This window comes from Rhodanobacter thiooxydans (genome assembly GCF_030291135.1).
GTDB classification, from domain to species: Bacteria; Pseudomonadota; Gammaproteobacteria; order Xanthomonadales; family Rhodanobacteraceae; genus Rhodanobacter; species Rhodanobacter thiooxydans_A.
Map to the genome: position 1 here is coordinate 606,252 of NZ_CP127409.1, position 23,896 is coordinate 630,147.

At 68.7% G+C, this 23,896-nt stretch carries 20 protein-coding genes; 15 read left to right on the forward strand and 5 right to left on the reverse strand.

Features of this window, described 5'->3' with window-relative positions; genetic code table 11:
- Positions 1-25 precede the first annotated feature (25 nt).
- Both QQA13_RS02630 and QQA13_RS02635 read right to left on the reverse strand, forming a co-directional pair.
- Entirely contained in the window at positions 26-697 is a 672-nt protein-coding gene (locus tag QQA13_RS02630; RefSeq protein ID WP_108471971.1) for a hypothetical protein, read from the reverse strand.
- Positions 698-758: 61 nt separating this feature from the next.
- Positions 759-3,287: a penicillin-binding protein 1A gene (locus QQA13_RS02635; protein ID WP_108471970.1), complete on the reverse strand. Its 2,529-nt coding sequence runs from the start codon at positions 3,285-3,287 to the stop codon at positions 759-761.
- 271 nt (positions 3,288-3,558) lie between these two features.
- On the opposite strand from QQA13_RS02635, the gene QQA13_RS02640 reads away from it, so the two are divergent.
- The 11 genes from QQA13_RS02640 (at position 3,559) to QQA13_RS02690 (ending at position 15,896) form a co-directional block, all read left to right on the forward strand.
- The gene (locus QQA13_RS02640; protein ID WP_108471969.1) at positions 3,559-4,617 is read left to right on the forward strand and encodes a pilus assembly protein PilM; all 1,059 of its coding nucleotides are present in this window, start codon (positions 3,559-3,561) and stop codon (positions 4,615-4,617) included.
- Positions 4,617-5,327 carry a PilN domain-containing protein gene (locus tag QQA13_RS02645; protein ID WP_108471968.1) on the forward strand — a complete coding sequence of 237 codons (711 nt, stop codon included), beginning with the start codon at positions 4,617-4,619 and terminating at the stop codon, positions 5,325-5,327. The genes QQA13_RS02640 and QQA13_RS02645 overlap by 1 nt, the downstream gene beginning before the upstream one ends.
- Positions 5,324-5,983, forward strand: coding sequence for a type 4a pilus biogenesis protein PilO (locus QQA13_RS02650; protein WP_108471967.1), 660 nt, complete (start codon positions 5,324-5,326; stop codon positions 5,981-5,983). The genes QQA13_RS02645 and QQA13_RS02650 overlap by 4 nt, the downstream gene beginning before the upstream one ends.
- On the forward strand, positions 5,983-6,525 hold the full coding sequence (locus QQA13_RS02655; protein WP_108472013.1) for a pilus assembly protein PilP: 543 nt from the start codon (positions 5,983-5,985) through the stop codon (positions 6,523-6,525). The genes QQA13_RS02650 and QQA13_RS02655 overlap by 1 nt, the downstream gene beginning before the upstream one ends.
- 55 nt (positions 6,526-6,580) lie before the next feature.
- Complete coding sequence (gene pilQ / locus QQA13_RS02660; protein ID WP_108471966.1) at positions 6,581-8,731, forward strand: type IV pilus secretin PilQ; 2,151 nt, start codon at positions 6,581-6,583, stop codon at positions 8,729-8,731.
- Positions 8,732-8,903: 172 nt separating this feature from the next.
- Positions 8,904-9,899, forward strand: coding sequence for an AAA family ATPase (locus tag QQA13_RS02665; protein ID WP_108471965.1), 996 nt, complete (start codon positions 8,904-8,906; stop codon positions 9,897-9,899).
- Positions 9,896-10,831 (forward strand): DUF58 domain-containing protein, encoded by a 936-nt coding sequence (locus QQA13_RS02670; protein ID WP_108471964.1) that lies wholly within the window; start codon positions 9,896-9,898, stop codon positions 10,829-10,831. Before QQA13_RS02665 ends, QQA13_RS02670 begins: the two co-directional genes overlap by 4 nt.
- Positions 10,828-11,346 (forward strand): DUF4381 domain-containing protein, encoded by a 519-nt coding sequence (locus QQA13_RS02675; RefSeq protein ID WP_108471963.1) that lies wholly within the window; start codon positions 10,828-10,830, stop codon positions 11,344-11,346. The genes QQA13_RS02670 and QQA13_RS02675 overlap by 4 nt, the downstream gene beginning before the upstream one ends.
- Positions 11,339-12,325 (forward strand): VWA domain-containing protein, encoded by a 987-nt coding sequence (locus QQA13_RS02680; RefSeq protein WP_108471962.1) that lies wholly within the window; start codon positions 11,339-11,341, stop codon positions 12,323-12,325. Before QQA13_RS02675 ends, QQA13_RS02680 begins: the two co-directional genes overlap by 8 nt.
- Complete coding sequence (locus QQA13_RS02685) at positions 12,322-14,205, forward strand: tetratricopeptide repeat protein (protein ID WP_108471961.1); 1,884 nt, start codon at positions 12,322-12,324, stop codon at positions 14,203-14,205. The genes QQA13_RS02680 and QQA13_RS02685 overlap by 4 nt, the downstream gene beginning before the upstream one ends.
- 32 nt (positions 14,206-14,237) lie before the next feature.
- The gene (locus QQA13_RS02690; protein WP_108472012.1) at positions 14,238-15,896 is read left to right on the forward strand and encodes a BatD family protein; all 1,659 of its coding nucleotides are present in this window, start codon (positions 14,238-14,240) and stop codon (positions 15,894-15,896) included.
- 49 nt (positions 15,897-15,945) lie between these two features.
- On the opposite strand, the gene QQA13_RS02695 is transcribed toward QQA13_RS02690, so the two are convergent.
- A complete protein-coding gene (locus tag QQA13_RS02695; protein WP_108471960.1) occupies positions 15,946-16,467 on the reverse strand; it encodes an O-acetyl-ADP-ribose deacetylase in 522 nt (173 codons plus the stop codon).
- Between the two features lie 60 nt (positions 16,468-16,527).
- Between QQA13_RS02695 and QQA13_RS02700 the strand changes: the two genes are divergently transcribed.
- The 4 genes from QQA13_RS02700 (at position 16,528) to QQA13_RS02715 (ending at position 21,716) form a co-directional block, all read left to right on the forward strand.
- Entirely contained in the window at positions 16,528-16,980 is a 453-nt protein-coding gene (locus QQA13_RS02700) for a MarR family winged helix-turn-helix transcriptional regulator (RefSeq protein WP_108471959.1), read from the forward strand.
- 222 nt (positions 16,981-17,202) lie between these two features.
- Positions 17,203-18,315, forward strand: a complete 1,113-nt coding sequence (locus tag QQA13_RS02705; RefSeq protein WP_108472011.1) for an efflux RND transporter periplasmic adaptor subunit — start codon at positions 17,203-17,205, stop codon at positions 18,313-18,315.
- Between the two features lie 4 nt (positions 18,316-18,319).
- Positions 18,320-21,412, forward strand: coding sequence for an efflux RND transporter permease subunit (locus QQA13_RS02710; protein ID WP_108471958.1), 3,093 nt, complete (start codon positions 18,320-18,322; stop codon positions 21,410-21,412).
- 58 nt (positions 21,413-21,470) lie between these two features.
- Complete coding sequence (locus QQA13_RS02715; RefSeq protein WP_234411338.1) at positions 21,471-21,716, forward strand: hypothetical protein; 246 nt, start codon at positions 21,471-21,473, stop codon at positions 21,714-21,716.
- A 184-nt stretch (positions 21,717-21,900) separates the two neighbouring features.
- Here the strand turns inward: QQA13_RS02715 and QQA13_RS02720 are convergent, their stop codons facing one another.
- Positions 21,901-23,334 carry a M20/M25/M40 family metallo-hydrolase gene (locus QQA13_RS02720; protein WP_108471957.1) on the reverse strand — a complete coding sequence of 478 codons (1,434 nt, stop codon included), beginning with the start codon at positions 23,332-23,334 and terminating at the stop codon, positions 21,901-21,903.
- Positions 23,335-23,469: 135 nt separating this feature from the next.
- Positions 23,470-23,880, reverse strand: coding sequence for a large-conductance mechanosensitive channel protein MscL (mscL, locus tag QQA13_RS02725; RefSeq protein ID WP_108471956.1), 411 nt, complete (start codon positions 23,878-23,880; stop codon positions 23,470-23,472).
- Positions 23,881-23,896 lie beyond the last annotated feature (16 nt).

The following is a 23,896-nucleotide window of genomic DNA, read 5'->3' on the forward strand; positions in this document are numbered from 1 at the left end:
TTGTGTGGGAAGATATATCCCGGGCTCAGCGCAACGCCGCGCCCAGCCGTTGCTCGAACGTCTCCCCAGCGTCCTCGTCGAGCAGCATTTCCACCTGGGCCAGCGAGGCGCGCCGCATCGGCCGGTCGTCGGCGCGGTCCAGCGGGGCCTGGCGCAGCGCGTCGTGGGGCAGCACGGTGAGGTCGAACGGCAGTTCGTCGGCGGCGAACAGCAGCACCGGGTACTCGGGCTGGTCGTCGCGGCCGTAGCGCAGCCGGCGCACCTGGGCCTCGATCGGCACGCCGTGCTCGCGCAGGTACAGCGCGACTGCTTCCGGATCGTCGCTGAACACGTGCAGGCAGACCGCCGAGTGCGCGTCGGCCGTGCCTTCGAGCACGCTGCCGACCAGGCGCGGCTCGAACGCGGCGAGGAAACGCATCGCCTCGACCGCCGCCTCGCGGCGCTGGCGCAGCAGCTGCGGCTGGCTGTCGGCGAGGAACAGGCGCTGGTGCTCGCGCAGCGCCTGCTCGATCTCCAGGTTGCGCGGCAGCGCCTGCGTGTCGAGGATGCCGAGCCGCTCGGCGGCCTTCAGCTTGGCATGGTGGAAGTCGCGGATGCCGTGTTCGCTCATCAGCCGCGCGGCTTCCTGGGCGACGCGCAGGCGATTGCGCTGCAGGCGGTCGTGCGCATGGATGCGGTGGTGTTCGCCTCGGGACATGGCGCGCTCCTCATCGATCGGTAACCGGCAGCTTCCTTGTGCCGGAAGCTGCGTCGAAGGCTCAAAAGATGTCGTAGGCGTGCTGCTGGTCCTGCTCCTTCTGCTGGGCGGCCTGGCTGCGCAACCGGTCGATGTCTTCCACCTTGAACATCTCGTTGATGCCGTCCGGATCGCCCGATGCCGCAGGCAGGCCGCTGTAGCGATTGATCAGTACCGTACTGATTCCCGGCGGCATCGGCAACGTGCTCGACGGCTGGCCCTTGAGCACGCTGCCCATGTAGGACATCCAGATCGGCAGCGCGGCCTTGGCGCCAAACTCGCCGCGGCCGAGCGAGCTGTAGTCGTCGAAGCCCACCCACACGGCGGTCGACAGTTCGCCATCGAAGCCGACGAACCAGGCGTCGCGGTGATCGTTGGTGGAGCCGGTCTTGCCGGCCAGGTCGTCGCGCCCCAGTGCGCGTGCGGCCGAGCCGGTGCCGCGCAGGATCACGTCCTTCATCAGCGAGGTCACCAGGTAGTCGTTGCGCGCCTCGATCACGTGCGGTGCAAGTACCGGCGGGTGCGCGCCATCGCCGTGCGCGTCGGCCGGCAGCACCGCGTCGCCGACGCCGTCGACGCTGCTGGACTCCGCTGGCGCCGCGGACGAGGCGCTGGCCAGGCTGTTGGCTGGCGCGGGGTTCATCCCGGCCGGCGGCGGGCCGGGCGGCTGCGTGTCGAGCAGGCGCTCCTGGCAGTTGCGGCAGGCGCGCGCGGGGTTGGCCACATAGACCGGCTGGCCGTTGCGGTCGTCGATCTCGTGGATGAAGTACGGGGTGACCAGGTAGCCGCCGTTGGCGAACACCGCGTAGCCGCGGGCCATGCCCATCGGCGACACCGAGGCGGTGCCCAGCGCCATCGACAGGTTGGCCGGGATCGCATCCTGCGAGAAACCGAAGCGGGTGGCGTATTCGCGCACGTAGCGCACGCCGATGGCGTCGAGCAGGCGTACCGAGACCAGGTTCTTGGACTGCACCAGCGCCTCGCGCAGGCGCATCGGTCCGGCGAACTTGTCGTCGTCGTTGGACGGTGTCCAGATCCCGTTCGGGCGCGACGGGTCGGGCAGGGCGAGCGGCGCGTCGTTGATGATCGAAGCCGGGGTGAAGCCGCGGTCGAACGCGGCGGAGTACAGATAGGGCTTGAAGCTGGAGCCGGGCTGGCGCGCTGCCATCACGGCCCGGTTGAACTTGCTGCGCACGAAGTTGAAGCCGCCCACCAGCGCCTGGATCGAGCCGTCCTCTGGCGCGATCGAGGCCAGTGCCGCCTGCGCGGCGGGGATCTGCGCCAGCTGCCACTCGCCCTTGTCGTCGCGTGCCAGCCGGATGATGTCGCCGCGCTTGAGCACACCGTCGACCCGGCTCGGTGCGGCGCCGACGCGGTCGTCATTGATGTGCGGACGTGCCCAGCTGACGGCGGCCAGGTCGAGGATCACGCTCTCGCGACTGGACAGGTAAACCGTGGCCTGCTTCGCGTCGCTGGCCGTGACGATGCCCGGCTGCATGCCGGAGACGCTGACGTAACCGGACAGCAGGCCGTCGAGATCCGCTTCGCCGGCGCCGGCCGGCAGGTCCTGATGGGCTTCCGGTCCGCGCCAGCCATGCCGGCGGTCATAGGCGACCAGCCCGTCGCGCAGCGCTTCCACGGCGGCCTGCTGGCGGCCGCTCTGCAGCGTGGTCCGGACCACGTAACCTTCGGTCAGCGCGTCGTTGCCGAAGCGGTCGAGCACCTGCCGGCGCACCATCTCGGCCAGGTAGGGGGCGTCCACCTCGATCGGCTGTTCGTGCGGGTAGGCGTGGTTCGGTTCGGCAATCGCCTGCTCGTACACGGCTTTGGTGATGTAGTCGTGGCGCAGCATTTCGCCCAGCACCCAGTTGCGTCGGGCGATGGCGCGCTTCGGGCTGTTGATCGGGTTGACCACCGACGGCAGCTGGAAGGTCGAGGCGATCAGTGCACATTCGGCCACGGTCAGCTGGTCCAGCGTCTTGCCGTAGTAGTACTCGGCGGCCGCGGCCACGCCGTACGAGCGATGGCCGAGGAACATCTTGTTGAGGTACAACTCGAGGATCTGGTCCTTGCTGAGTTCGTGCTCGATGCGCAGCGCGATGAAGATCTCGGTGAGCTTGCGCGAATAGAGCTTCTCGGGGCTCAGGAAGAAGTTGCGGGCGACCTGCTGGGTAATGGTGGAGCCGCCGGGGCCCTTGTCGCCGCCGGTCACCAGCACATGCCAGCCGGCGCGCGCGATGCCGTGCCAGTCCACTCCGGGGTGGTGGTAGAAGTCCGCATCCTCGGCCGACAGCACGGCGTGCTTGAGGCGGTCCGGCACTTTTTCGATGTCCACCGGGATGCGCCGGGTCTCGCCGAAACTGGCGATCAGCTTGCCGTCGGCGCTCAGCACGCGCAGCGGCACCTGCATCGGATAGTTCTTCAGCTCGGCCACCGAGGGCAGCCTCGGCGCCAGCAGCCAATACGCCACACCCACCGCGACAACTGCCAGGAACAACCCGGAAAAGGCCAGGATCAGAGCCCAGCGCAACAAGCGTTTGAAAATTTGCATGGTGTGGGGATAGCGAGACCTGAGTCAAAACATGACAGAGTATAGATGTAGGAGTATTCCGGGCATGAGCAGCGGTCGACCAAATGCGGAAGCCGTCCGCAAAGCAAGGGTCGGGCCAATAGGGGGTTTGCCTTAAATGTGGCGGGCATCACGCCAATTACTTGAGAAAGTTGCCGTAGACCGTTGCCAATACGTTATTTTTTCGATTTAATGCCACTGCGTACTCCGCCAGGACTCTGGCTACGGGCGTCAGCGGCAAGGGGGAAACACCGTGGGGCTCTTTACACCGAAGAAGCCGGCGCTGATTGGTGTCGACATCAGTTCGACTGCCGTCAAGCTGCTGCAGCTAAGTCAGGCCGGCGGCCGTTACCGCGTTGAGCATTACGCGGTCGAGCCGTTGCCGCCGAATGCCGTGGTCGAGAAGAACATCGTCGAGGTCGAGGCGGTGGGTGATGCGATCCGTCGCGCGCTGGCCCGCTCGGGCTCCAAGCTCAAGCACGCCGCCGCCGCGGTGGCCGGGTCGGCCGTGATCACGCGCATCATCCCGATGACCGGGGATCTTTCCGACGACGACCTGGAAGGCCAGATCCAGGTCGAGGCGAACCAGTACATCCCGTACCCGATCGACGAAGTCAGCCTCGACTACGAGGTGCTCGGTCCGGTCCGCGACAACCCCGACATGAACAGCGTGTTGCTGGCAGCCTCGCGCACCGAGAACGTCGACATGCGCGTGGCCGCGCTGGACCTGGGCGGGCTTACCGCCGCGGTGATCGACGTCGAGGCGTTCGCGATGGAGAACGCCTTCGCGATGATCGCCGACCAGCTCAACGTGGGACGCGACGCGCTGGTGGCGGTGGTCGACATCGGCGCCACCATGACCACCCTGTCGGTGCTGCGCAACCAGCGCACGATCTACTCGCGCGAGCAGGTGTTCGGCGGCAAGCAGCTGACCGACGAGATCATGCGCCGCTTCGGGCTCTCCTACGAGGAAGCCGGCCGCGCCAAGCGCAAGGGCGGCCTGCCCGAGTCCTACGAGACCGAGGCACTGGAACCGTTCAAGGAATCGCTGATCCAGCAGATCAGCCGCCTGCTGCAGTTCTTCTTTGCCGGCAGCGAATACAGCAAGGTCGACCAGGTGGTGCTGGCCGGTGGCTGCGCCTCGATCGAGGGGTTGGGTCCGATGCTGGAAGAGCAGCTCGGCGTGCCCTGCGTCGTCGCCAATCCGCTGGCCCGCATGTCGCTGTCGCCACGGGTACAGGCACAGTCGCTGGCGCAGGACGCCCCCGCATTGATGATTGCGGTCGGCCTCGCCTTGAGGAGCTTCGACTGATGGCACACGTCAACCTACTTCCATGGCGCGCCGCACGGCGCAAGCAACGCGAACGCGAGTTCTACATGCAGCTCGTCACCGCCTTCGTGGCGGGGCTGGGTGTGCTGCTGCTGTGGGTGTTCTGGATGGATCAGCGCATCGACAACCAGAACGATCGCAACGCCTACCTGCAGACCGAGATCAAGCAGCTCGACGTGCGCATTGCCAAGATCAAGGATCTGGAAAAAGTGCGCGAGCACCTGCTCGCGCGCAAGCAGATCATCGAGCAACTGCAGGCGGATCGCTCGCAGATGGTGCACCTGTTCGACGAACTGGTGAAGACGATTCCCACCAGCGCGCGGCTGACCGGGCTGAAACAGGGTGGCCAGTCGATGTCGCTCGACGGTGTGGCGCAATCCAACGCCAGTGTCGCCGAGTACATGCGCAACATCGAGGGTTCGCCGTGGATGGGCCACGCCGATCTGCGCAAGACCGAAAACACGCATAACGGCACCCGCATGCCGTACGAGTTCGGCCTGAACGTGCTGCTGAGCAAGCCGAAGACGGACGAAACCGACGGCAAGATGCCGGTGCTGCCAGCCGGTACCAGTTCCAGCGCGGCCCCGGCGGCCTCGGCGGCGCCCGCGGTTCCGGCGAAGCCGGCGACGGCGGCCACCCCGGGAACCAGGCCGGTGAGTGCGCCAGCTGCCACGGGAGGTGCCGGCTCATGAGTTTCCTGAACGATATCCAGAACCTGGACCGCAACAACGTCGGCGGCTGGCCGCAATCGGTCAAGATTTTCTTCACCGCCTTGCTGCTGGGCCTTGTATTGCTGGTCGGCTGGTACTTTTTCGTCAGTGACCAGCAGGACAGCCTGAATACGCTGGTCGGCAAGGAGAACCAGCTCAAGCAGGAGTTCTCCACCAAGCAAGCCAAGTCGGTCAACCTGGAGGCGCTGCAGCAGCAGCTCGACGAGATGCAGGACATGCTGCGCCAGCTGCTGCGCCAGCTGCCCAGCAAGACCGAGATGCCCGAACTGCTGATCGACATCTCGCAGACCGCGCAGTCCGCGGGTCTGGAGACCGAGCTGTTCCAGCCGGGTCCGGAGACACCGAAGGACTTCTATGCGGAGAAGCCGATCACGCTGCGCATGAGCGGTACCTATCATCAGTTCGGCGCCTTCATCAGCGGCGTGGCCTCGTTGCCGCGGGTGGTGATCCTGACCTTGCACGATGTCTCGCTGACCCCCAAGACGCCCAGCAAGAGCGGCGGTAGCTCGGACGGCCAACTCGTGCTGCAGGGTACCGTGAAGACCTACCGTTACCTGGACGATGAAGAGAGCTCCACCGCGGGCGCCGGCAAGAAGAAGGCGGGGGGGGCGAAATGATGAACATGCTGACTGCCATCAAACCGGCCCGCATGGTGCGCCTCCTGCTGATGCTGGGCATCGCGCTGGTGCTGGCGGGCTGCACCCGCGGCATGTCCGACCTGCGCACCTGGGTCGCCCAGGAAAAGGCCAAGAAGGGCGCGCCGATCCAGCCGCTGCCGGTGATCAAGACCTTCGAGACATTCAAGTACGACGACCAGGACCGGCGTGACCCGTTCAGCCCGAGCACGGCCGAGCTGGACAACAGCGCCGCCGCCAGTGGTCCGCGGCCGGACGCCAATCGCGCCAAGCAGCCGCTGGAGCTGTTTGCTCTGGACAGCCTGAAGATGGTCGGCACGATCGGTACCGGTGCGGCTATGGAAGTGCTGGTCAAGGACCCGGGTGGTGTGATCCATCGTGTCCATGTCGACGAGTACATGGGTCAGAACTACGGGCACATCACTGCGATCAGCGAAGACCATATCGACCTGGTCGAGCTGGTATCCAACGGTAATGGTGGCTGGATGGAACGTCCGGCCAGCATCGCGCTTGACGCGAAATAGGTAGACAGGGGCTGATGCAATGACCAACCAAATCCAATCCGTGCGGGGCCGTGTCATGCGCCATGCGAGCCGTTACTTGTTGATGGGCCTGCTGATCGCCGGCGCCACCTGGGCCAGTGCTGCGATGGCAGCCACCACCACGCTGAAGAACATCAGCTACGACGCACTGCCCGGCGGCAGCGTCGAGCTGCACATGGACTTTGGCAATGGCCCGGTGCCGCAGCCGAAGATCTTCACCACCGGCAACCCGCCACGCATTGCAGTCGACTTCGCCGACACCGACAACGCGGCCCCGCGTCATCTGGACATCGGCAAGGGCTCGACTTCCGGCGTATCCGCCGTGGCGGCCGGTGGTCGCACCCGCGTGGTGGTCGAGCTGATGCGCGAGTCGAGCTACCGCTCGCGGGTCGAAGGCAACAGCCTGGTGCTGACCATCAACAACGGCAGCACGGATCAGTCGGTGACCACCGCGTCCACGATCGACCCGACCAAGGCATTGCCGTCGTCGTCGGCCGGTCCGGCCATCTCCAACATCGACTTCCGTCGCGGCCCGAACGGCGAAGGTCGCGTGCTGATCAGCTTCAGCGGCAGCGGCGCGAATGCCGACATGACCCGCAAGGGCGACAAGGTGCTGGTCAGCATCGACCACGCGAACCTGCCGGCCAACCTCGCCCAGCGCCTGGATACGCTGGACTTCGCCACCCCGGTGCAGTCCATCGTCACCCGAGCCGGCATGGGCGGTGGCGCGCGGATGGAAATCGCGGTCAAGGGTGATGTCGAGACCTCGGCCTACCAGACCGCCGACCAGTACGTGGTCGAGGTGGCGCCGAAGAAGGTCGATACCGCCAGCAAGGATGCCAAGCTGGCCAGGCTGGGCCAGGAGCCGAGCTACAACGGCAAGCGCGTCACCTTCAACTTCCAGGACATCCCGGTGCGCTCGGCACTGCAGCTGATCGCCGACATCTCCGGCCTCAACCTGGTCGCCTCCGACAGCGTCGGTGGCAGCGTCACTCTGCGCCTGGTCAACGTGCCATGGGATCAGGCGCTGGACGTGATCCTGCGTGCCAAGAGTCTGGACAAGCGCCGCAATGGCAACGTGGTGTGGGTCGCGCCGCAGGCCGAACTGGCCAAGTACGAGCAGGACCTCGCCGACGCCAAGCTGAAGGCGCAGGACACCGCCGAACTGGTCACCGACTATGTGCCGATCAGCTACGGCAAGGCGTCCGATATCGCCAAGCTGCTGACCAGCGGCAGCATGCAGGGTGGCGGCGGCAGCAGTGGCGGTGCCAATACCCAGCGCGGTTTCCTGTCGCCGCGTGGCAGCGTGTCGTTCGATACGCGCACCAATACGCTGCTGCTCAACGACACGCCGGAGAAGATCAAGCAGTTGCGTGAGCTGATCGCCGTGCTGGACAAGCCGGTGCAGCAGGTGCTGATCGAGTCGCGCATCGTGGTTGCCAGCGACGATTTCACCCGCGAGCTGGGCGCCAAGTTCGGTGTCAACGGCCGGGTCAACAACACCGAGTTCCAGAACGCCGCGGCAGCCACGCCGGCCCTGACCGCGGGCCTCGGTGGTGGCAACGTGACCTCGGGCGGCCTCAACGTGAACCTGCCGGTCACCCCGGCGGCCGGCACCTTCGGCCTGGCCATCCTCGGCGCCAATTACGCGATCGACCTGGAACTCTCCGCCGCGCAGACCGAGGGTCGTGGCGAGGTGATCTCCAGCCCGCGCGTGATCACCGCCAACCAGCAGGAAGCGGTGATCCGCCAGGGCCAGGAAATCGGCTACGTCACGTTCCAGAACAGCGCCGGCAGCGGCGCCGGCAGCGGTACCGCCACGGTGCAGTTCAAGGACGCCGTGCTGGAGCTGAAGGTGACCCCGACGATCACCGCCGACAATCGCGTCTACCTGACGATCAACGTCAAGAAGGATGCGCTGGCCGGTTACGTGGACGCCCCGGGAAGCGGCAAGATCCCGACCATCGACACCCGCGAGATCAACACCTCGGTGCTGGTCGACAACGGGCAGACCGTGGTGCTGGGTGGCATCTACGAGATCAACAAGGCCAACACCATGACCAAGGTGCCCGGCCTGGGAGACATCCCCGGCGTCGGCGTGCTGTTCCGCAAGACCTCGCGGACCAACACCAAGGCCGAGCTGCTGATCTTCGTGACGCCACGCATCCTCAGCGATACCTTGCAGTAATCGCGCAAGCTTGCAGTGAAAAGAGGCGGCTTCGGCCGCCTCTTTTTTTATGCGTGCCGGGAAATCACCGATGGCCGGTTAAACTTCCTGGCTAGCCGATGGTCTGTAGCACGCCATCCGGTGCCGCAGCGCCCGGGTCGCGCTGCTGTCACGTCAAGAACGGAACCCGCCCATGGACATGCCTGAAACCACGCCGCCAAACCGCCTGCAGCAGTCATTCACGCGACTGCGCGACGACCTGCAGCAATGCATCATCGGCCAGCCGCACCTGATCGACTGCCTGCTGGTGGCCTTGCTGGCGGATGGCCACCTGCTGGTCGAGGGCGCACCGGGCCTGGCCAAGACCACGGCGGTGAAAGCGCTGGCGGCGCGCATCGAGGCGGACTTCCACCGCGTGCAGTTCACCCCCGACCTGCTGCCGGCGGATCTCACCGGTACCGACGTGTTCCGCCCGCAGTCCGGCAGCTTCGAGTTCGAACGCGGCCCGCTGTTCCACAACATCGTCCTGGCCGACGAGATCAACCGCGCGCCGGCCAAGGTGCAGTCCGCACTGCTGGAGGCGATGGCCGAGCAGCAGATCACTGTCGGCCGCCGCACCTGGCAGCTGCCCGAGCTGTTCATGGTGATGGCGACGCAGAACCCGATCGAGCAGGAAGGCACGTTCACCCTGCCGGAAGCCCAGCTCGACCGTTTCCTGATGCACGTGACGATCGGCTATCCCGATGCAGTCGCCGAACTGGCCATCCTCAAGCTGGCGCGCGAGCAGGCCAGTCGTCGTGCCCACCCGGTTGCCGCGCCGCCGGCGTTGCTCAGCCAGGCCGACGTATTCGCCGCGCGCGATGCGGCGATGGCGGTGCACATGGCGCCGGCGCTGGAGGCATACCTGACCCAGCTGGTGCTGGCCACCCGCGATGCCGGCCGCTACGGGCCGGAGCTGAAGCGCTGGATCGCCTGGGGTGGCAGCCCGCGCGCCACCATCGCGCTGGACCGCTGCGCGCGCGCGCAGGCGTGGCTGGCCGGCCGCGATTACGTATTGCCGGAAGACGTGCACGCGATCGCCCACGAAGTGCTGCGCCATCGCGTGCTGCTCAGCTACGAGGCGGAGGCCGAGGGCGTGCGGCCGGACCAGGTGATCGACCGCTTGCTGGATCTCGTGCCGCTGCCGTGAACGCCGTCGCGCCACATCGTACGGACGGCGATGGCCGAAGTCAGGTCGCGCTGGCCGAACTGATCGCGCTGCGCGCACGGGTCGGCCGCGTGCGCCTGGCGCCGCTGCTCAGCCGTGCCGCACGCAGCGGCCAGCAGTCCAGCCGTCTATACGGCCGTGGCATGGACTACGCCGAGTCGCGCGTCTACCAGGCGGGCGACGACGTGCGCCGGCTCGACTGGCGGCTCACCGCGCGCAGCGGCAAGCTGCACACCAAGCTGTTCCAGGAAGACCGCGAAGGCTGCCTGCTGATCTTGCTCGACACCCATGCCAGCATGCGTTTCGGCACGCGGGTGCGCTTCAAGTCGGTGCAGGCGGCGCGTGCCGCCGCCGCCGCTGCATGGTACGCGGTGCGTGCCGGCGAGCGGGTCGGCATGATGGCGTTCGGTCACGCCGAACAACTGCTGCGTCCGCAGGCCGGGCCGCGCGGTGCGCTGGCGGTGTGCGGCGCGCTGGCCGAGTGGGACGCGCAGCCGGTATCCGAACGGGTCGAGCCGTTGTCCGAGGCGCTGGCCCGCGCCAGTCGCGTGCTGCACGGCGCCAGTCGCGTGCTGCTGGTCAGTGACGGCTTCAGCTGCGACGCATCGGCGCGGCAGCGCCTGCTCGACCTGGGCCGCCATGCCGGGGTCAGCGTGCTGGTGGTGGCAGATGCGCTGGAACGGGCGCCGGCCCCGCCGGGACGCTATCCGCTGGAGCATGCCGGCGAACGCTGCGAAGTGCTGTTGCAGTCCGAACGTCAGCGCAACGATTTCCAGCGCGCGCTGGGTGCCGGTCCGGCTCGACTGGGCGAGCTGGCGCAGGCGCTGGGCCTGCGCTGGAACAGCATCGACACCGCCGCCGATGCCTTCGATGCGGCCAGCGGTCTGCTCGGTGGACGGAGGTCGGCACGATGACGCTGCCGCCCGCACCGTCGCCCGGTCCGCAGCTGCGCGACATCCACCTGCCGCCCGAGCCGTCGTGGTGGCCGCCGGCACCGGGCTGGTGGCTGCTCGCCGTACTGGCGCTGGCATTGCTGCTGGCTGGCATCGGGTGGTGGCGTCGTTACCGCCGCGCGCTGCATCAGCGCCGGCAGGTGCTGCGGGAACTCGATCGGCTGGCGCAGCAGCACCAGCGCGACGGCGATGCAGCAGTGCTGGCGGGTGAGTTGCACCAGCTGCTGCGCCGGGTGGCGCGCCGGCACGATGCGCTGGCGGTGCAGCAACGCGGCGACGCCTGGCGGCGAACGCTGGCGCGGGTGCCGGTCGACGCCGCTACGCTGGAACGATTGCTGGCGCTGGACCAACAGATCTATCGGCCGCCGACCGCGTTCGATCACGCGGCCGCGATCGCCGCCGTGCGCCGCTGGCTGCAGCTGGCGCTGAAGCCCGCGGCGTGGAAGCCGGCCGCGACGGAGCGCGTCGATGCCTGAGTTCGCCTGGCCCTGGGTGATCGTGCTGCTGCCGCTGCCGTGGCTGCTGCGGCGCTGGCTGCGCCCGGCCGCGCCGGGACAGGCGCTGCATCTGCCGCAGCCGGGCGTGCGACTGGCGACGGTCGCCGGCAGCCGCGCGTACGGCGCCACGCCGTGGCTGCTGGCGCTGGCCTGGCTGTGCCTGCTGACTGCGGCGGCGCGGCCGCAATGGGTGGGGCCGGCGCAGGCGCAGCAGCGCAGCGGCCGTGCATTGATGCTGGCGGTGGACCTGTCCGGCAGCATGCGTACCGGCGACATGCAGCTGGCTGGCCAGGACGTCAGCCGCTTCGGCGCGGTCGAGGCAATCGCTGGCGATTTCATCAGCCGCCGCAGCGGCGACGAGATGGGGCTGATCCTGTTCGGCAGCCAGGCCTTCCTGGTGACACCGCTGACCTACGACCTCAGCGCGGTGCGCGCGCAACTGCAGGGCGCGGCGGTGGGGCTGGCCGGCACCGAGACGGCGATCGGCGACGCCATCGCGGTGGCGGTGAAGCGGCTGGCCGCGCTGCCCGAGCAGGCGCGCGTGCTGGTGCTGCTCACCGACGGCGTCAACAACGCCGGCAGCATCGCGCCGCGCGACGCGGCACGCGCGGCGAAAGCCGCCGGCGTGCGCATCTACACCATCGGCATCGGCGCCACGCGCATGCGCATCCCCGGTTTCTTTGGCAGCCAGCTGGTCAATCCCTCGGCCGACCTGGATGCGGACATGCTCACCGACATCGCCAACGAGACCGGTGGGCGCTTCTTCCGCGCCACCGACAGCGGCGAGCTGGCCGAGGCCTACCGCGCGATCGACGCACTGGAACCGATGCCGCAGCACGGCCCCAGCCTGCGGCCGCGGCGTGAACTGTTCCGCTGGCCGTTGCTGGCCGCGATGGCGCTGCTGTTGCTGGTGATCGTGCCGCGCCGCTTCGCCCGTGCACGGGAGTTGCCGGCATGAGCGAACTGCTGCAGCAATTCCATTTCCTGCGGCCGTGGTGGCTGGCCGCGCTGCTGCTGTTGCCGCTGCTGGGCTGGTTCGGCGTGCGCCGCAACGTGGCGCAGGTGGAACTGTCGCGGCTGGTCGATGCCGAATTGCTGCCGCATCTGCTGCGTGGGCGCGCCGGCAATCGCAGCCTGCCGCTGTGGCTGTTCGCGCTGGGCTGGACACTCTGCGCGCTGGCCCTGGCCGGGCCGACCTGGAGCCGTGTCGAGCAGCCGCTGTATGCGAGCCGCGCGGCGCAGGTGGTGGCGATCTCGCTGTCGCAGCGCATGCTGGCGCGCGACGTGACGCCGAGCCGGCTCGATCGCGCGCGCTACAAGGCGCGCGATCTGCTGCACGCCAACCAGGACGGCCTGAACGCGCTGATCGGCTACGCCGGCGAGGCCTTCGTGGTGGCGCCGCTAACCGCCGATGCGCACAGCCTCGACGACCTGCTTGCGGCGATGGCGCCGGACACCATGCCGGTGGATGGCGACAACGCGGCGGCGGCGATCGAGCGCGGCGTGGCCCTGATCCAGGGCGGCAAGGCCGGCGGCGGTTCGCTGGTGCTGATCACCGACCAGGCTGATGCCGCGGCCGAGGCCGCCGCGCGCAAGGCGCAGGCAGCCGGGGTACGGGTGTCGGTGCTGGGCGTGGGCACGCCGCAGGGTGGGCCGGTGCCGCTGCCCGACGGCGGCTTCCTGCGCGACGCGCAGGGCGGCATGCTGCTGGCCCGCCGCGATGATGCGGCACTTGCCGCGCTGGCCGCGGCCGGCGGCGGTCGCTACGTGGCGATGAGTGCGGACCAGCGCGACGTCGACGCGCTGCATGCGCAACTGCGCAGCGCGAAAACAACCTTGGCGGAAGGGCAGGTCGGCGATCAGTGGCAGGATCGCGGCGCCTGGCTGCTGTTACCCTTGCTGCCGCTGGTGGCGCTGGCGTTCCGCCGCGGCTGGCTGCTGTTGCTGCCGCTGGTCGTGTTGCCGCTGTGGCCGGGCACGGCCGCGGCGACGAGCTGGCGCGACCTGTGGCAGCGCCCCGACCAGCAGGCCGCGCAAGCCTTGCACGCGGGCGACGCGAAGCGGGCGCAACAGCTCGCGCGCGATCCGGCCTGGCGTGGTGTGGCGGCGTACCGCGCCGGCGACTACGCCGCCGCGGCGCAGGCGCTGCCGCAGGCGCCCGGCAGCGACGCGGCGTACAACCTGGGCAACACGCTGGCGAAGCAGGGCGAGTACCAGCAGGCGCTCGCAGCCTACGACCATGCGCTGAAGCTCGACCCGGCCAACGCCGACGCGAAGGCGAACCGCCAGGCGGTCGAGGACTGGCTGCGCCGGCAGCAACAACAGCCGTCGGACCAGAAGGAGCATGAGGGCCACGGCGGCAAGCAGAATCAGTCGTCGCAAGGCGAGCAGGGCAGGAGCGGCAAGCAGGATGCGAAGGATCAGTCATCCACATCGAAGAACGCCGAGCCGTCCGGCCAGCCGGGCCAGGACGGCAAGTCGCAGCAGGATCCGTCCGGCAACAACGCATCGCAGCAGGGCAAGTCCGAGCAGGGCGTCGCCGGTCAACCCAAACCGCAGACCGCGCAGCAGCAGGCCGAGCAGAAGGCGCAAGCGGAACAGGCGCGACAGGCGTTGAAGCAGCAGATGGACGCCGCGTTGGCGAAACCGGGCGACAGCAAGGCCGGGCACCAGCTCGGCGCGCTGGCCAAGGACGACCCGCAGGCGAAGTTGCCGGCCGACCTGCGCCACGCCCTGCAGCGCGTGCCGGATGATCCCGGCGCGCTGCTGCGGCGCAAGTTCGAACTGGAATACCAGCAGCGCCACGGCGGCGCGCCGAGCGAGGATCAACAGCCGTGAAGTTCCGACATGTCGTGTGCAGCTGCCTGTTGATGCTGGCGTCGATTCCGGCGCTGGCCAGTGCGGCCGCGGTGACCGCCACGCTGGACCGCGACCACGTGCAACTGGGCGAGACGGTGACGCTCAACGTGCGCGTGCAGGGCGACACCGGCGGCGTCGTCGCACCCGATCTGCGCGCGCTGAACCAGGATTTCCAGCTGCTCGGCACCTCGCAGAACAACAGCCTCAGCATCATCAACGGCAAGGCCAGCTCGGAACTGACCTTCGGCGTGGCGCTGCGGCCGCGCCACGTCGGCGTGCTGCAGATCCCCGCGCTGAGCGTGGCCGGCGGCCGCACCGCGCCGCTGCAGCTCACCGTGACCGCGCCGGACCCGGCCGCCGCCGCTGCCACCCAGCGCGACGTCTTCATGGAATCGCAGGTCGAGCCGGCGCACGGCTACGTCGGCCAGCAACTGACCTACGTGGTGCGCCTGTACTACGCCAACCGCATCGGCGGCGACGCGCCGTCACCGCCGCAGGCCGACGGCGTGGAAGTCAGCGCGCTCGGCAAGGGCCTGAACTACGACGCGGAGCGTGGTGGTCGTACCTATCACGTGCTGGAACAACGCTACGCGCTGATCCCGCAGCACGCCGGGCAGATCGAGATCCCTCCGGTGGATTTCCAGGGCGAGGCCGCCGATCCGCGCGACCCCAACAGCTTTTTTGGCGCCACCGTGCCGGTCAGCGCCAGCGCGCCCGCGCAGACCATCGAGGTGAAACCGGCGCCGGCCGACTGGGGCGGCAGCGCGTGGTTGCCGGCACGCCAGCTGAGCCTGAGTCTGGACGGCTGGCCCACCGCGCGGGATGCGTCGCCGCGGGTCGGCCAGCCACTGAACCTGACCATGACCCTTGAAGCCACCGGCCTGTCGTACGAGGCGCTGCCGGCGCTGAGCCTGCCGCCGCTGGACGGCGCCACGGTGTACCCGGACAAGCCGGTCACCGGCAACCGCCAGGACGGCCAGTGGATCATCGGTCGGCGCCAGCAGTCGTTCGCGATCGTGCCCGAACGCGCCGGCACGCTGACCATTCCCGCCACCACGCTGAAGTGGTGGAACGTGCTGACCGACAAGATGGAAGTGGCGCAGATCCCCGCGCACAGCGTCAGCGTGCTGCCGGCGATCGGTGCGGCGGCCACGCCGGCACCCGCCGCAACGGCGCAGGTGCATGACGAGGTGGCTGCATCACCTGGCCTTGCCGCCGCGCCGGCATCCACGCCCTGGCGCTGGATTGCGCTGGCCAGCCTCGGCCTGTGGCTGCTCAGCGCGCTGACCTGGTGGTTGTGGCGGCGCCGTCGCCGCGTTCCGTCGGCGACACCGCCGGCCGCAGCGCGCACCTCGGCGCGCAACAGCCAGCTGGCCTTCCTCGCCGCGGCACGCGGTGGCGACCCGGCCGCGCAGGTACACAGCCTGCTGGCCTGGGCGCGGGCGGAGCGGCCGGCGATCCAGCATCTGGGCGAGCTGGCCGCAGCGCTCGACGATGCCGCGCAACGCGCCGCCATCGACGCGCTGCAGCAGCGTCGTTACGCCGGCGCGCCGGCGCCGGATGCCGGCACGAACCTGGCCGAGGCGTTCAAGCGCGGCTTTGCCTGGCGTGCCGCGGCAGCCAGCGAGGACTCCGGGTTGCCGCCGCTGTATCCGTTCAAGCTGCATTGAGCGGCTTGCGCTGCGGGGCACTGCCGCGCCTGGTCGGGGCCGTGTCCGCCTATGGCGCCAGCGCCTGCTGAAACACCGCGCGCATGGCGTCGCTGAAGCAGCACAGCGTCACCTCGATGTCGTCGTCCGCAGCAGCCAGCGCGTCGCGCAATGTGGCCACCGCCACCGCGGCGGCCTGCGCGGCGGGGTAGCCGTAGATGCCGCAGCTGATCGCCGGAAACGCGATCGTGCGCAGCGCCCGTTCGCGCAGCAGGCGCAGCGCGTTGCGGTGGCAACGCGCCAGCAATTCGGCTTCGCCCTCGTCGCCGCCGTGCCAGACCGGACCGACCGTGTGGATCACCCAGCGCGCGGGCAGCGCGAAGCCGGGCGTGATGCGCGCCTCGCCGGTGGGGCAGCGTACGCCGGGGACGGTTTCGGGCAGCGCGCGGCAGGCCTTGAGCAGCGCCGGCCCGGCGGCGCGGTGGATCGCGCCGTCCACGCCACCGCCGCCGAGCAGGCCGGGGCTGGCCGCGTTGACGATGGCGTCCGGCGCCAGGCGGGTGATGTCGGCATGAATGACTTCGATGGGCATGGATCGGCGGCTTACCTTATGCTTCGGGCAGGCATTGGCGCGGCGGAGCGGCAACGGATCATGGCGAAAACGGAAGACCTTTCCTTCGGCTACCTGCTCAGCGACGTGACCTTGCTGTTCCGCAAGCACTTCGACCGGCGCGCGGTGAAATTCGGGCTGACCCGCGCGCAATGGCGTGCGACCAAGGTGTTGTACCACCGCGAAGGCCTGCGGCAAACCGAGCTGGCCGAGTTCCTGGAAATGGAGCCGATCGCGGTGGGCCGGGTGATCGACCGGCTGCAGGCGGCCGGCTTCGTCGAGCGCCGGCCGGACCCGAAGGACCGGCGCGCCTGGCGGCTGTACGTCACCGAGCAGGCGCGGGTGATCGTCGGTGACATGGAGATCATCGCGCGCGAACTGCGCAAGGATGCCACCCGTGGCATCGACCACGACGAGCTACAGCAGGCACTGGCGGTGATCGGCCGGATCAAGGACAACCTGCTGGCGCTGGAGCAGGGTGACGGCACGCCGTGATGCGCACCTGCGGCGGCACTGGCCAGTGCCATAGGTTGGGGTCGTGCACCGCGGAATCCGCGGCATAGTGGATGCCTGGCGTGTCTTGCGGGGGTCAACCTGACGCCGTCACACACGTTGTAACGAGCTTGGTGCATGGTCACCGGCCCTGCGGTTCCCCGACCGCGCAAGAACCCCGCCATCGCCACCGCGCGTGGCGCGAAGATCGAGAAGTCCCCGCGCATGTCCTGGAAAAAAATCGTCCTTGTGGTGGCCGTCCTGCTGGCGATCGCGCTTGCCATGCACTTTCGGCGCGGCTCCGGCGACAGCAGCAAGGCCGTCAGGACGCCGGCAGCGGTGCCGGTGGAGGTGGCCAGCGCCATCCGGGGCGACGTCGAACTGTCGTTGAAGCTGGTCGGCCGGGTCGAGGCGTGGTCGACGGTGAGCCTGCGCGCGCGGGTCTCCGGCCAGCTGCAGTCGCTGTCGTTCACGCCCGGTGCGCTGGTGCGCAAGGGCAGCGTGCTGGCGCAGATCGACCCGCGCCTGCTGCAGGCGCAGCTGGACCAGGCGCGCGGCAGCGTGGCGCGCGACCAGGCGCTGTTGCAGAAGGCGCAGGCCGACCAGCGGCGCTATGCCGACATGCTGGCCAGGGGTTTCGTCTCGAAGGCGGACTACGACCTGTACCAGGCCAACCTGGCGGTGGCCCGCGCCACCTTGCAGAGCGACCGCGCCGCGCAGGAACTGGCGCAGACCCAGCTCGACTACGCGCGCATCGTCGCCCCGTTCGACGGCATCGCCGGCGCGCCGCTGGTGTGGCCCGGCGCGCAGATCAGCGCCGACAGCACCGACATCGTGGTGCTCAACCAGGTCGAGCCGGTGCGCGTGGCGTTCAACATCCCCGAGGACAGCCTGCCCGCCGTGCGCGTCGCGCAGGCCAGCGGTGCGATCGTCGTGCAGGTGACCGTCTCCGGCGACCACGGCACGCCGCTGGCCGGCACGCTGGAATTCATCGACAACGCGGTCGACGCCACGACTGGCACCATCGTGCTGAAGGCACGCTTCGACAACGCCGAACACCGGCTCACGCCCGGCCAGTTCGTGCAGGTAAGCCTGCCCACCACGCGCCTGGCCGGCGTGGTCAGCGTGCCGGTGCATGCGCTGCAGAGTTCCAGCAGCGGCAGCTTCGTGTTCGTGCTCGGTGCCGACGGCAAGGTGCAGCAGCGCTACGTCACCCCCGGCCCGACCAGCGCCGGGCGCACCGTCATCGACAAGGGCCTGAAAGCCGGCGAACAGGTGGTGACCGAAGGCCAGATGCTGCTGGTCGACGGCAGCGCCGCCACCGTCAAGCGGGGCTGAGCCGATGAACATTCCCGAGCTCTGCATCCGCCGCCCGGTGATGACCACGCTGTTGATGACGGCGCTGCTGGTGTTCGGCATCGTCGCCTATCCGCAGCTGCCGGTGAACGAGCTGCCGAACGTCGACTTCCCCACCATCAGCATCAGCGCGAATCTCCCGGGCGCCTCGCCGGAAACGATGGCGTCGGCGGTGGCCACGCCGCTGGAAGGGCGGCTGTCGACCATCGCCGGGATCAGCTCGATGAGCTCGACCAGCGCGCTGGGCTCCACCTCGATCACGCTGAGCTTCGAGCTGGACCGCAACATCGACGCGGCAGCGCAGGACGTGCAGGCGGCGATCTCCTCGGCGCTACGCCAGCTGCCGAAGGAAATGACCACGCCGCCCACCTTCCGCAAGGTCAACCCGGCCGACGCGGCGATCCTGTACCTGGCGATGAGTTCGTCGACGATGCCGCTGACCCAGGTCGACGAGTACGCCGAGACCGAGCTGGCGCAGCAGTTGTCGATGATCGACGGCGTGGCGCAGGTGAACGTGTACGGCTCGCAGAAATACGCGGTGCGGATCAGCGTGGACCCGGACCGGCTGGCAGCCAGCGGCATCGGCATCGACCAGGTGCAGAACGCGATCGCCGACGCCAACGTCAACCAGTCCACCGGCTCGCTGTACGGCAAGCGCCAGCAGCTGCCGATCCGCAGCGACGGCCAGCTGCTGCGCGCGGCCGCCTACAACGACGTAGTGGTGGCGTACCGCAACGGCGCGCCGGTGCACGTGGGCGACATCGGCACGGCGCGCGACAGCGTGCAGGACGACCAGCGCGTCAGCTCGTACAACGGCAAGCAGGCGATCGTGCTGGCGATCCAGCGCCAGCCCGGCGCGAACACGGTGGCCACGGTGGACCGGATCAAGGCGGTGCTGCCCAGCTTCCGCGCCGGGCTGCCGCCGTCGATCACGCTGGACACGCTGTACGACCGCTCGCAGTCGATCCGCGACTCGGTCGACGACGTGCAGTTCACCCTGCTGCTGGCCGGTGCGCTGGTGGTGTTCGTGATCTACCTGTTCCTCGGCAACCTGTCGGCCACGCTGATTCCGGCGGTGGCGCTGCCGATCTCGGTGCTGGGCACGTTCGGCGTGATGTACGCGCTGGGTTACAGCCTGGACAATCTCTCGCTGCTGGCACTGACCCTGGCGGTCGGCTTCGTGGTGGACGACGCGATCGTGATGCTGGAGAACATCGTGCGCCACATGGAGGCGGGCGTGCCGCCGTACGAGGCGGCACTACAGGGCGCCGGCGAGGTCGGCTTCACCATCTTCTCGATGACGCTGTCGCTGATCGCGGTGTTCATCCCGGTGATGTTCATGGGCGGCATCGTGGGCCGGCTGTTCCACGAGTTCGCAGTGGTGATCAGCGTAGCGATCCTGATTTCCGGCATCGTCGCGATCACGCTGACGCCGATGCTGTGCAGCCGCTTCGTCAAGGCGCACGACCATGACAGGAAAAACTGGCTGATCGCCGGCTTCGACCGCGGCTTCAGCGCCGTGCAGCGTGGTTACGCGGACAGCCTGCGCTGGTGCATGGAGCGCCCGCGGCTGGTGCTGGCCGCTTTCGGCGTGAGCCTGCTGGCCACCGCGCTGCTGTTCTATGTCGCGCCGAAGGATTTCATCCCGGCTGGCGACAGCGGCCAGTTGCGCATCAACACGGAAGGACCGGAGGACGTGTCGTTCGAGGGCATGCTGGCGCGCCAGCAGCAACTGGTCGACATCGTGGCGAAGGATCCGAACATCGCCGGCTACATGTCCACCGTGGGCGCGGGCGGCGCGCGCAGCACGATCAACAACGGTTCGATCCTGCTGCTGCTGAAGCCGGCGCACCAGCGCAAGCTCGGTCCGGACGGCATCATCCAGGAATTGCGGCCGAAGCTGGCGACGGTGGCGGGCATCCGCAGCTACATCCAGAACGCGCCGGCGATCCAGATCGGCGGGCGGCAATCCAAGGCGCAATACCAGTACACGCTGCAGTCGGTGAACCTCGACCAGTTGTACGAGTGGAGCGGCAAGGTGACCCGCGCGTTTGCCGCGCTGCCGGGTTTCGAGGACGTCACCAACGACCTGGATCTCAATAGCCCGTCGATCGTGGTCAAGGTCGACCGCGCCAAGCTGGCGCCGCTGGGGTTGACCATGGCGCAGGTGCAGACCGCGCTGGGCATCGGCTTCGGCGAGAACCAGGTTTCCACCATCTACGGTTCGTCCACCCAGTACTGGGTGATCCTGCAGGTCGAACGCAGGCTGCAGAACGACCCGGCGGTGCTGTCGCAGCTGTACGTCACCTCGAACCGCGGCAGCCTGGTCCCGCTGAGCGCGGTGGCGAGTTTCGCCCGCGAGCCGCAGGCGCTGACGGTGAACCACCAGGGCCAGCTGCCGGCGGTGACGGTGTCGTTCAACCTGGCGCCTGGCGTGTCCCTCAGCGACGCGGTGGCCAGCATCGACGGCGCGCTGGGCAAGCTGGGCCTGCCGGCCACCATCAGCGGCAGCGTGCAGGGCACCGCGCAGGCGTTCCAGCAATCCCTGCAGGGCATGGGCATGCTGTTGCTGCTGGCAGTGTTCGTGATCTACCTGGTGCTGGGCATCCTGTACGAGAGCTTCATCCATCCACTGACCATCCTGTCCGGCCTGCCGGCGGCCGCGGTCGGCGCGCTGCTGACCCTGGTGATCTTCCACGCCTCGCTGGACCTGTTCGCCTTCGTCGGCATCGTGATGCTGATCGGCATCGTCAAGAAGAACGCGATCATGCTGATCGACTTCGCGCTGGAGCGGCAGCGCGAGGAAGGCATGGCGCCGGCGCAGGCGATCGCCGATGCCTGCCGCGTGCGCTTCCGCCCGATCATGATGACCACCATGGCGGCGATGGCCGGCACCCTGCCGATTGCGCTGGGCATCGGCGCGGGCGCCGAAGTGCGTCGCTCGCTGGGCCTGGCGGTGGTCGGCGGCCTGCTGTTCTCGCAGGTGCTCACGTTGTACCTGACGCCGGTGATCTACCTGTGGATGGACCAGCTGCAGCAGCGTTTCCGGCGCACGGGCCGGACGTCGCCGGCGCGCTAGCTTGCGGCGTCCGGCCGCCCGCGACTAGGCTGGCCGCTCCGTCATCGAGGGAGCGGACATGCGCAGCCTGGGCACGATCGCCACCGTATTCGCCGCCGCCAGCGTGGCCGCCTGTGTCCATGCCGGCACCCCCGTGTCGATGGACGCCGCCGCGCTGCAGGCCTGGGCCGGCAAGCCGTGGGACAAGGCCGCGCTGATGCACACCACGGTCGAGGTGGGCCGCTACCGCGGCGTGCCGGTGATGGCCGAGCACCCCTGTTCGGACGTCTGCCCGCAATACACCGTGCGCATCATCCACTACTAGCTGCCGCCGGGCACCTCGTGCGCCGAGGCGGGTGGCGTGGAGAAGGAAGTGCTGGTGCCGATCGCGATCACGGTGATGTCGAAGACGTTCTGCGTGCCCGAGCCGCTGGTGGCCTCGGGGGCGTACTACGCGAAGTAACCTGGCCATGCTCCCTCCCCTGCGGGCAGGGGAGGGAGCCCAGCTTTTACTCGCCGGCGCCGTCCTTCGCGAACGCACCAGGTGCGGAGCCGAAGTCGCCGCTGGCCTGGGCGGCCATGTAGGAGAACGCTGCGTACACCGCCACGTTCTGCGCCAGTTCCTTCGGGTCGATCTTGTCCAGCGTGTCGTTCGGGGTGTGGTGCCAGTCGAAGTACTTCGTGCCGTCCTGGGTCAGCGACAGCGCGGCCATGCCCTTGGCGTGCATCTGCGACAGGTCCGAACCGCCGCCGCCGGGGCGCGTGGCGTCGTAGGCCACGCCGACCGGCTCCAGCACCTTGGCGATCTGGCCGATCGCGTCGCGCGCCGCGGGCTTCACGCTGGCGCTCATGCGCCAGATCGGGCCGGCGCCGAAGTCGGACTCGGTGCCGAGCTGGAACTTCGCCACCTCGGCGCCGTGCTTGTCGGCGTAGGCGCGGCCGCCCCACAGGCCCATCTCCTCGTTGGCGAAGGCGATCACCCGGATCGTGCGGTCCGGCCGCTGCGGCAGGTCGCGGATCAGCTTGCCGGCGGCCATCGCGATGGCCACGCCGGCGCCGTCGTCGATCGCGCCGGTGCCCAGGTCCCACGAGTCGAGGTGGCCGCCGATGGCGACCACTTGCTTCGGATACTTGCGGCCGGTGATCTCGCCGATCACGTTGGCACCGGTGTACTCGCCGGTGATGCCGCAGTCGAGGTCGAGCTTCAGCGTGACCGGCTTGCCGTAGGCGAGCACGCGGGTGAGCTGGTCGGCGTCGGGGTTGGCCAACGCGGCGGCGGGGATCGCCTTGGCCGGGTCGCGGAAGCCGGTGACGCCGGTGTGCGGCGCGCGCTCGTGCGCGTCAGTGCCGGCCGAGCGCAGCAGGTAGGCGGCGGCGCCCTTTTCCGCGGCGATCACCGCGCCCATCGTGCGCACGGCCGAACCCATGCCGTAGCCGTGGCCGTCCTTCGCGCGCTCCATGCGGTAGTCGACGTAGACGATCCGCCCCTTGATGCTGGCGGGGTCGGCTGCCTTCAGCGCATCCAGCGTGTCGAACTTCACCACCTCAGCGCTCAGCCCGCCCTTCGGCGTGCCGGCCGAATAACCCAGCGCGGTCAGCGTCAGCGGCTGCGGGAACGGCGCCACGATCGCGGCGTGCTCGCTGCGGCGCACCCACAGCGGATAGGTCACCGGCTCGGTGTAGACCTTGTCGTAGCCGAGCTCCTTGAACTTGGCCACGGCCCAGTCGACCGCGCGCCGATCGGCCTCGCTGCCGGCCAGGCGCGCGCCGACCTCGGTGGTCAGCGAGGCGGTGACCTTGTACGCGGTGTCGTCGTGCAGCGCCTGGTCGCGCAGCTGTTCGGCCGTCTTTACGGCCGCGGCGGGAATCGTGGTGGTGGCGGCGCTGGCGATGCCGCTGGCCAGCAGGCCGGCGGCGAGCAGGGTGAGGGGAAGACGGCGCATCGGGGGACTCCGCGTGGGAAACCCCGATTATGGCGTGGCTGCCGGTTGCCGCTTAGGCCAGAAGTCATGGGTGGCGGAGTGCGGCTTCGCAGGGCGGGCATTGCATGCCCTGCGAAGCCGGTAATCGCCGTTCGGTTACGGCTTGTTCTTCAGCAGGTCGCGGATTTCGGTGAGCAACGCCACGTCGGCCGGCGGCGCGGCGGGTGCCGCTTCCTGCTTGCGGCTGAGCTGGTTGATCGCCTTGACCACCATGAAGATCGCGAAGGCGATGATCAGGAACTGGATCAGCGTGTTGATGAAGGCGCCGTACTGGATCGCCACTTCGGCGATCTTGTGCTTCGGGTCGCTGTCGTCGCCGGGTTTGAGCACCCACTTCATGGTGGAGAAGTCGATGCCGCCGGTGAGCCAGCCGATCGGCGGCATGATGATCTGGTCGACCAAGGAAGTGACGATCTTGCCGAACGCGCCACCGATGACCACGCCGACGGCCAGGTCGATGACGTTGCCACGCATGGCAAAGGCCTTGAACTCGCTGATCATGCTCATGCTGCGTCTACTCCCC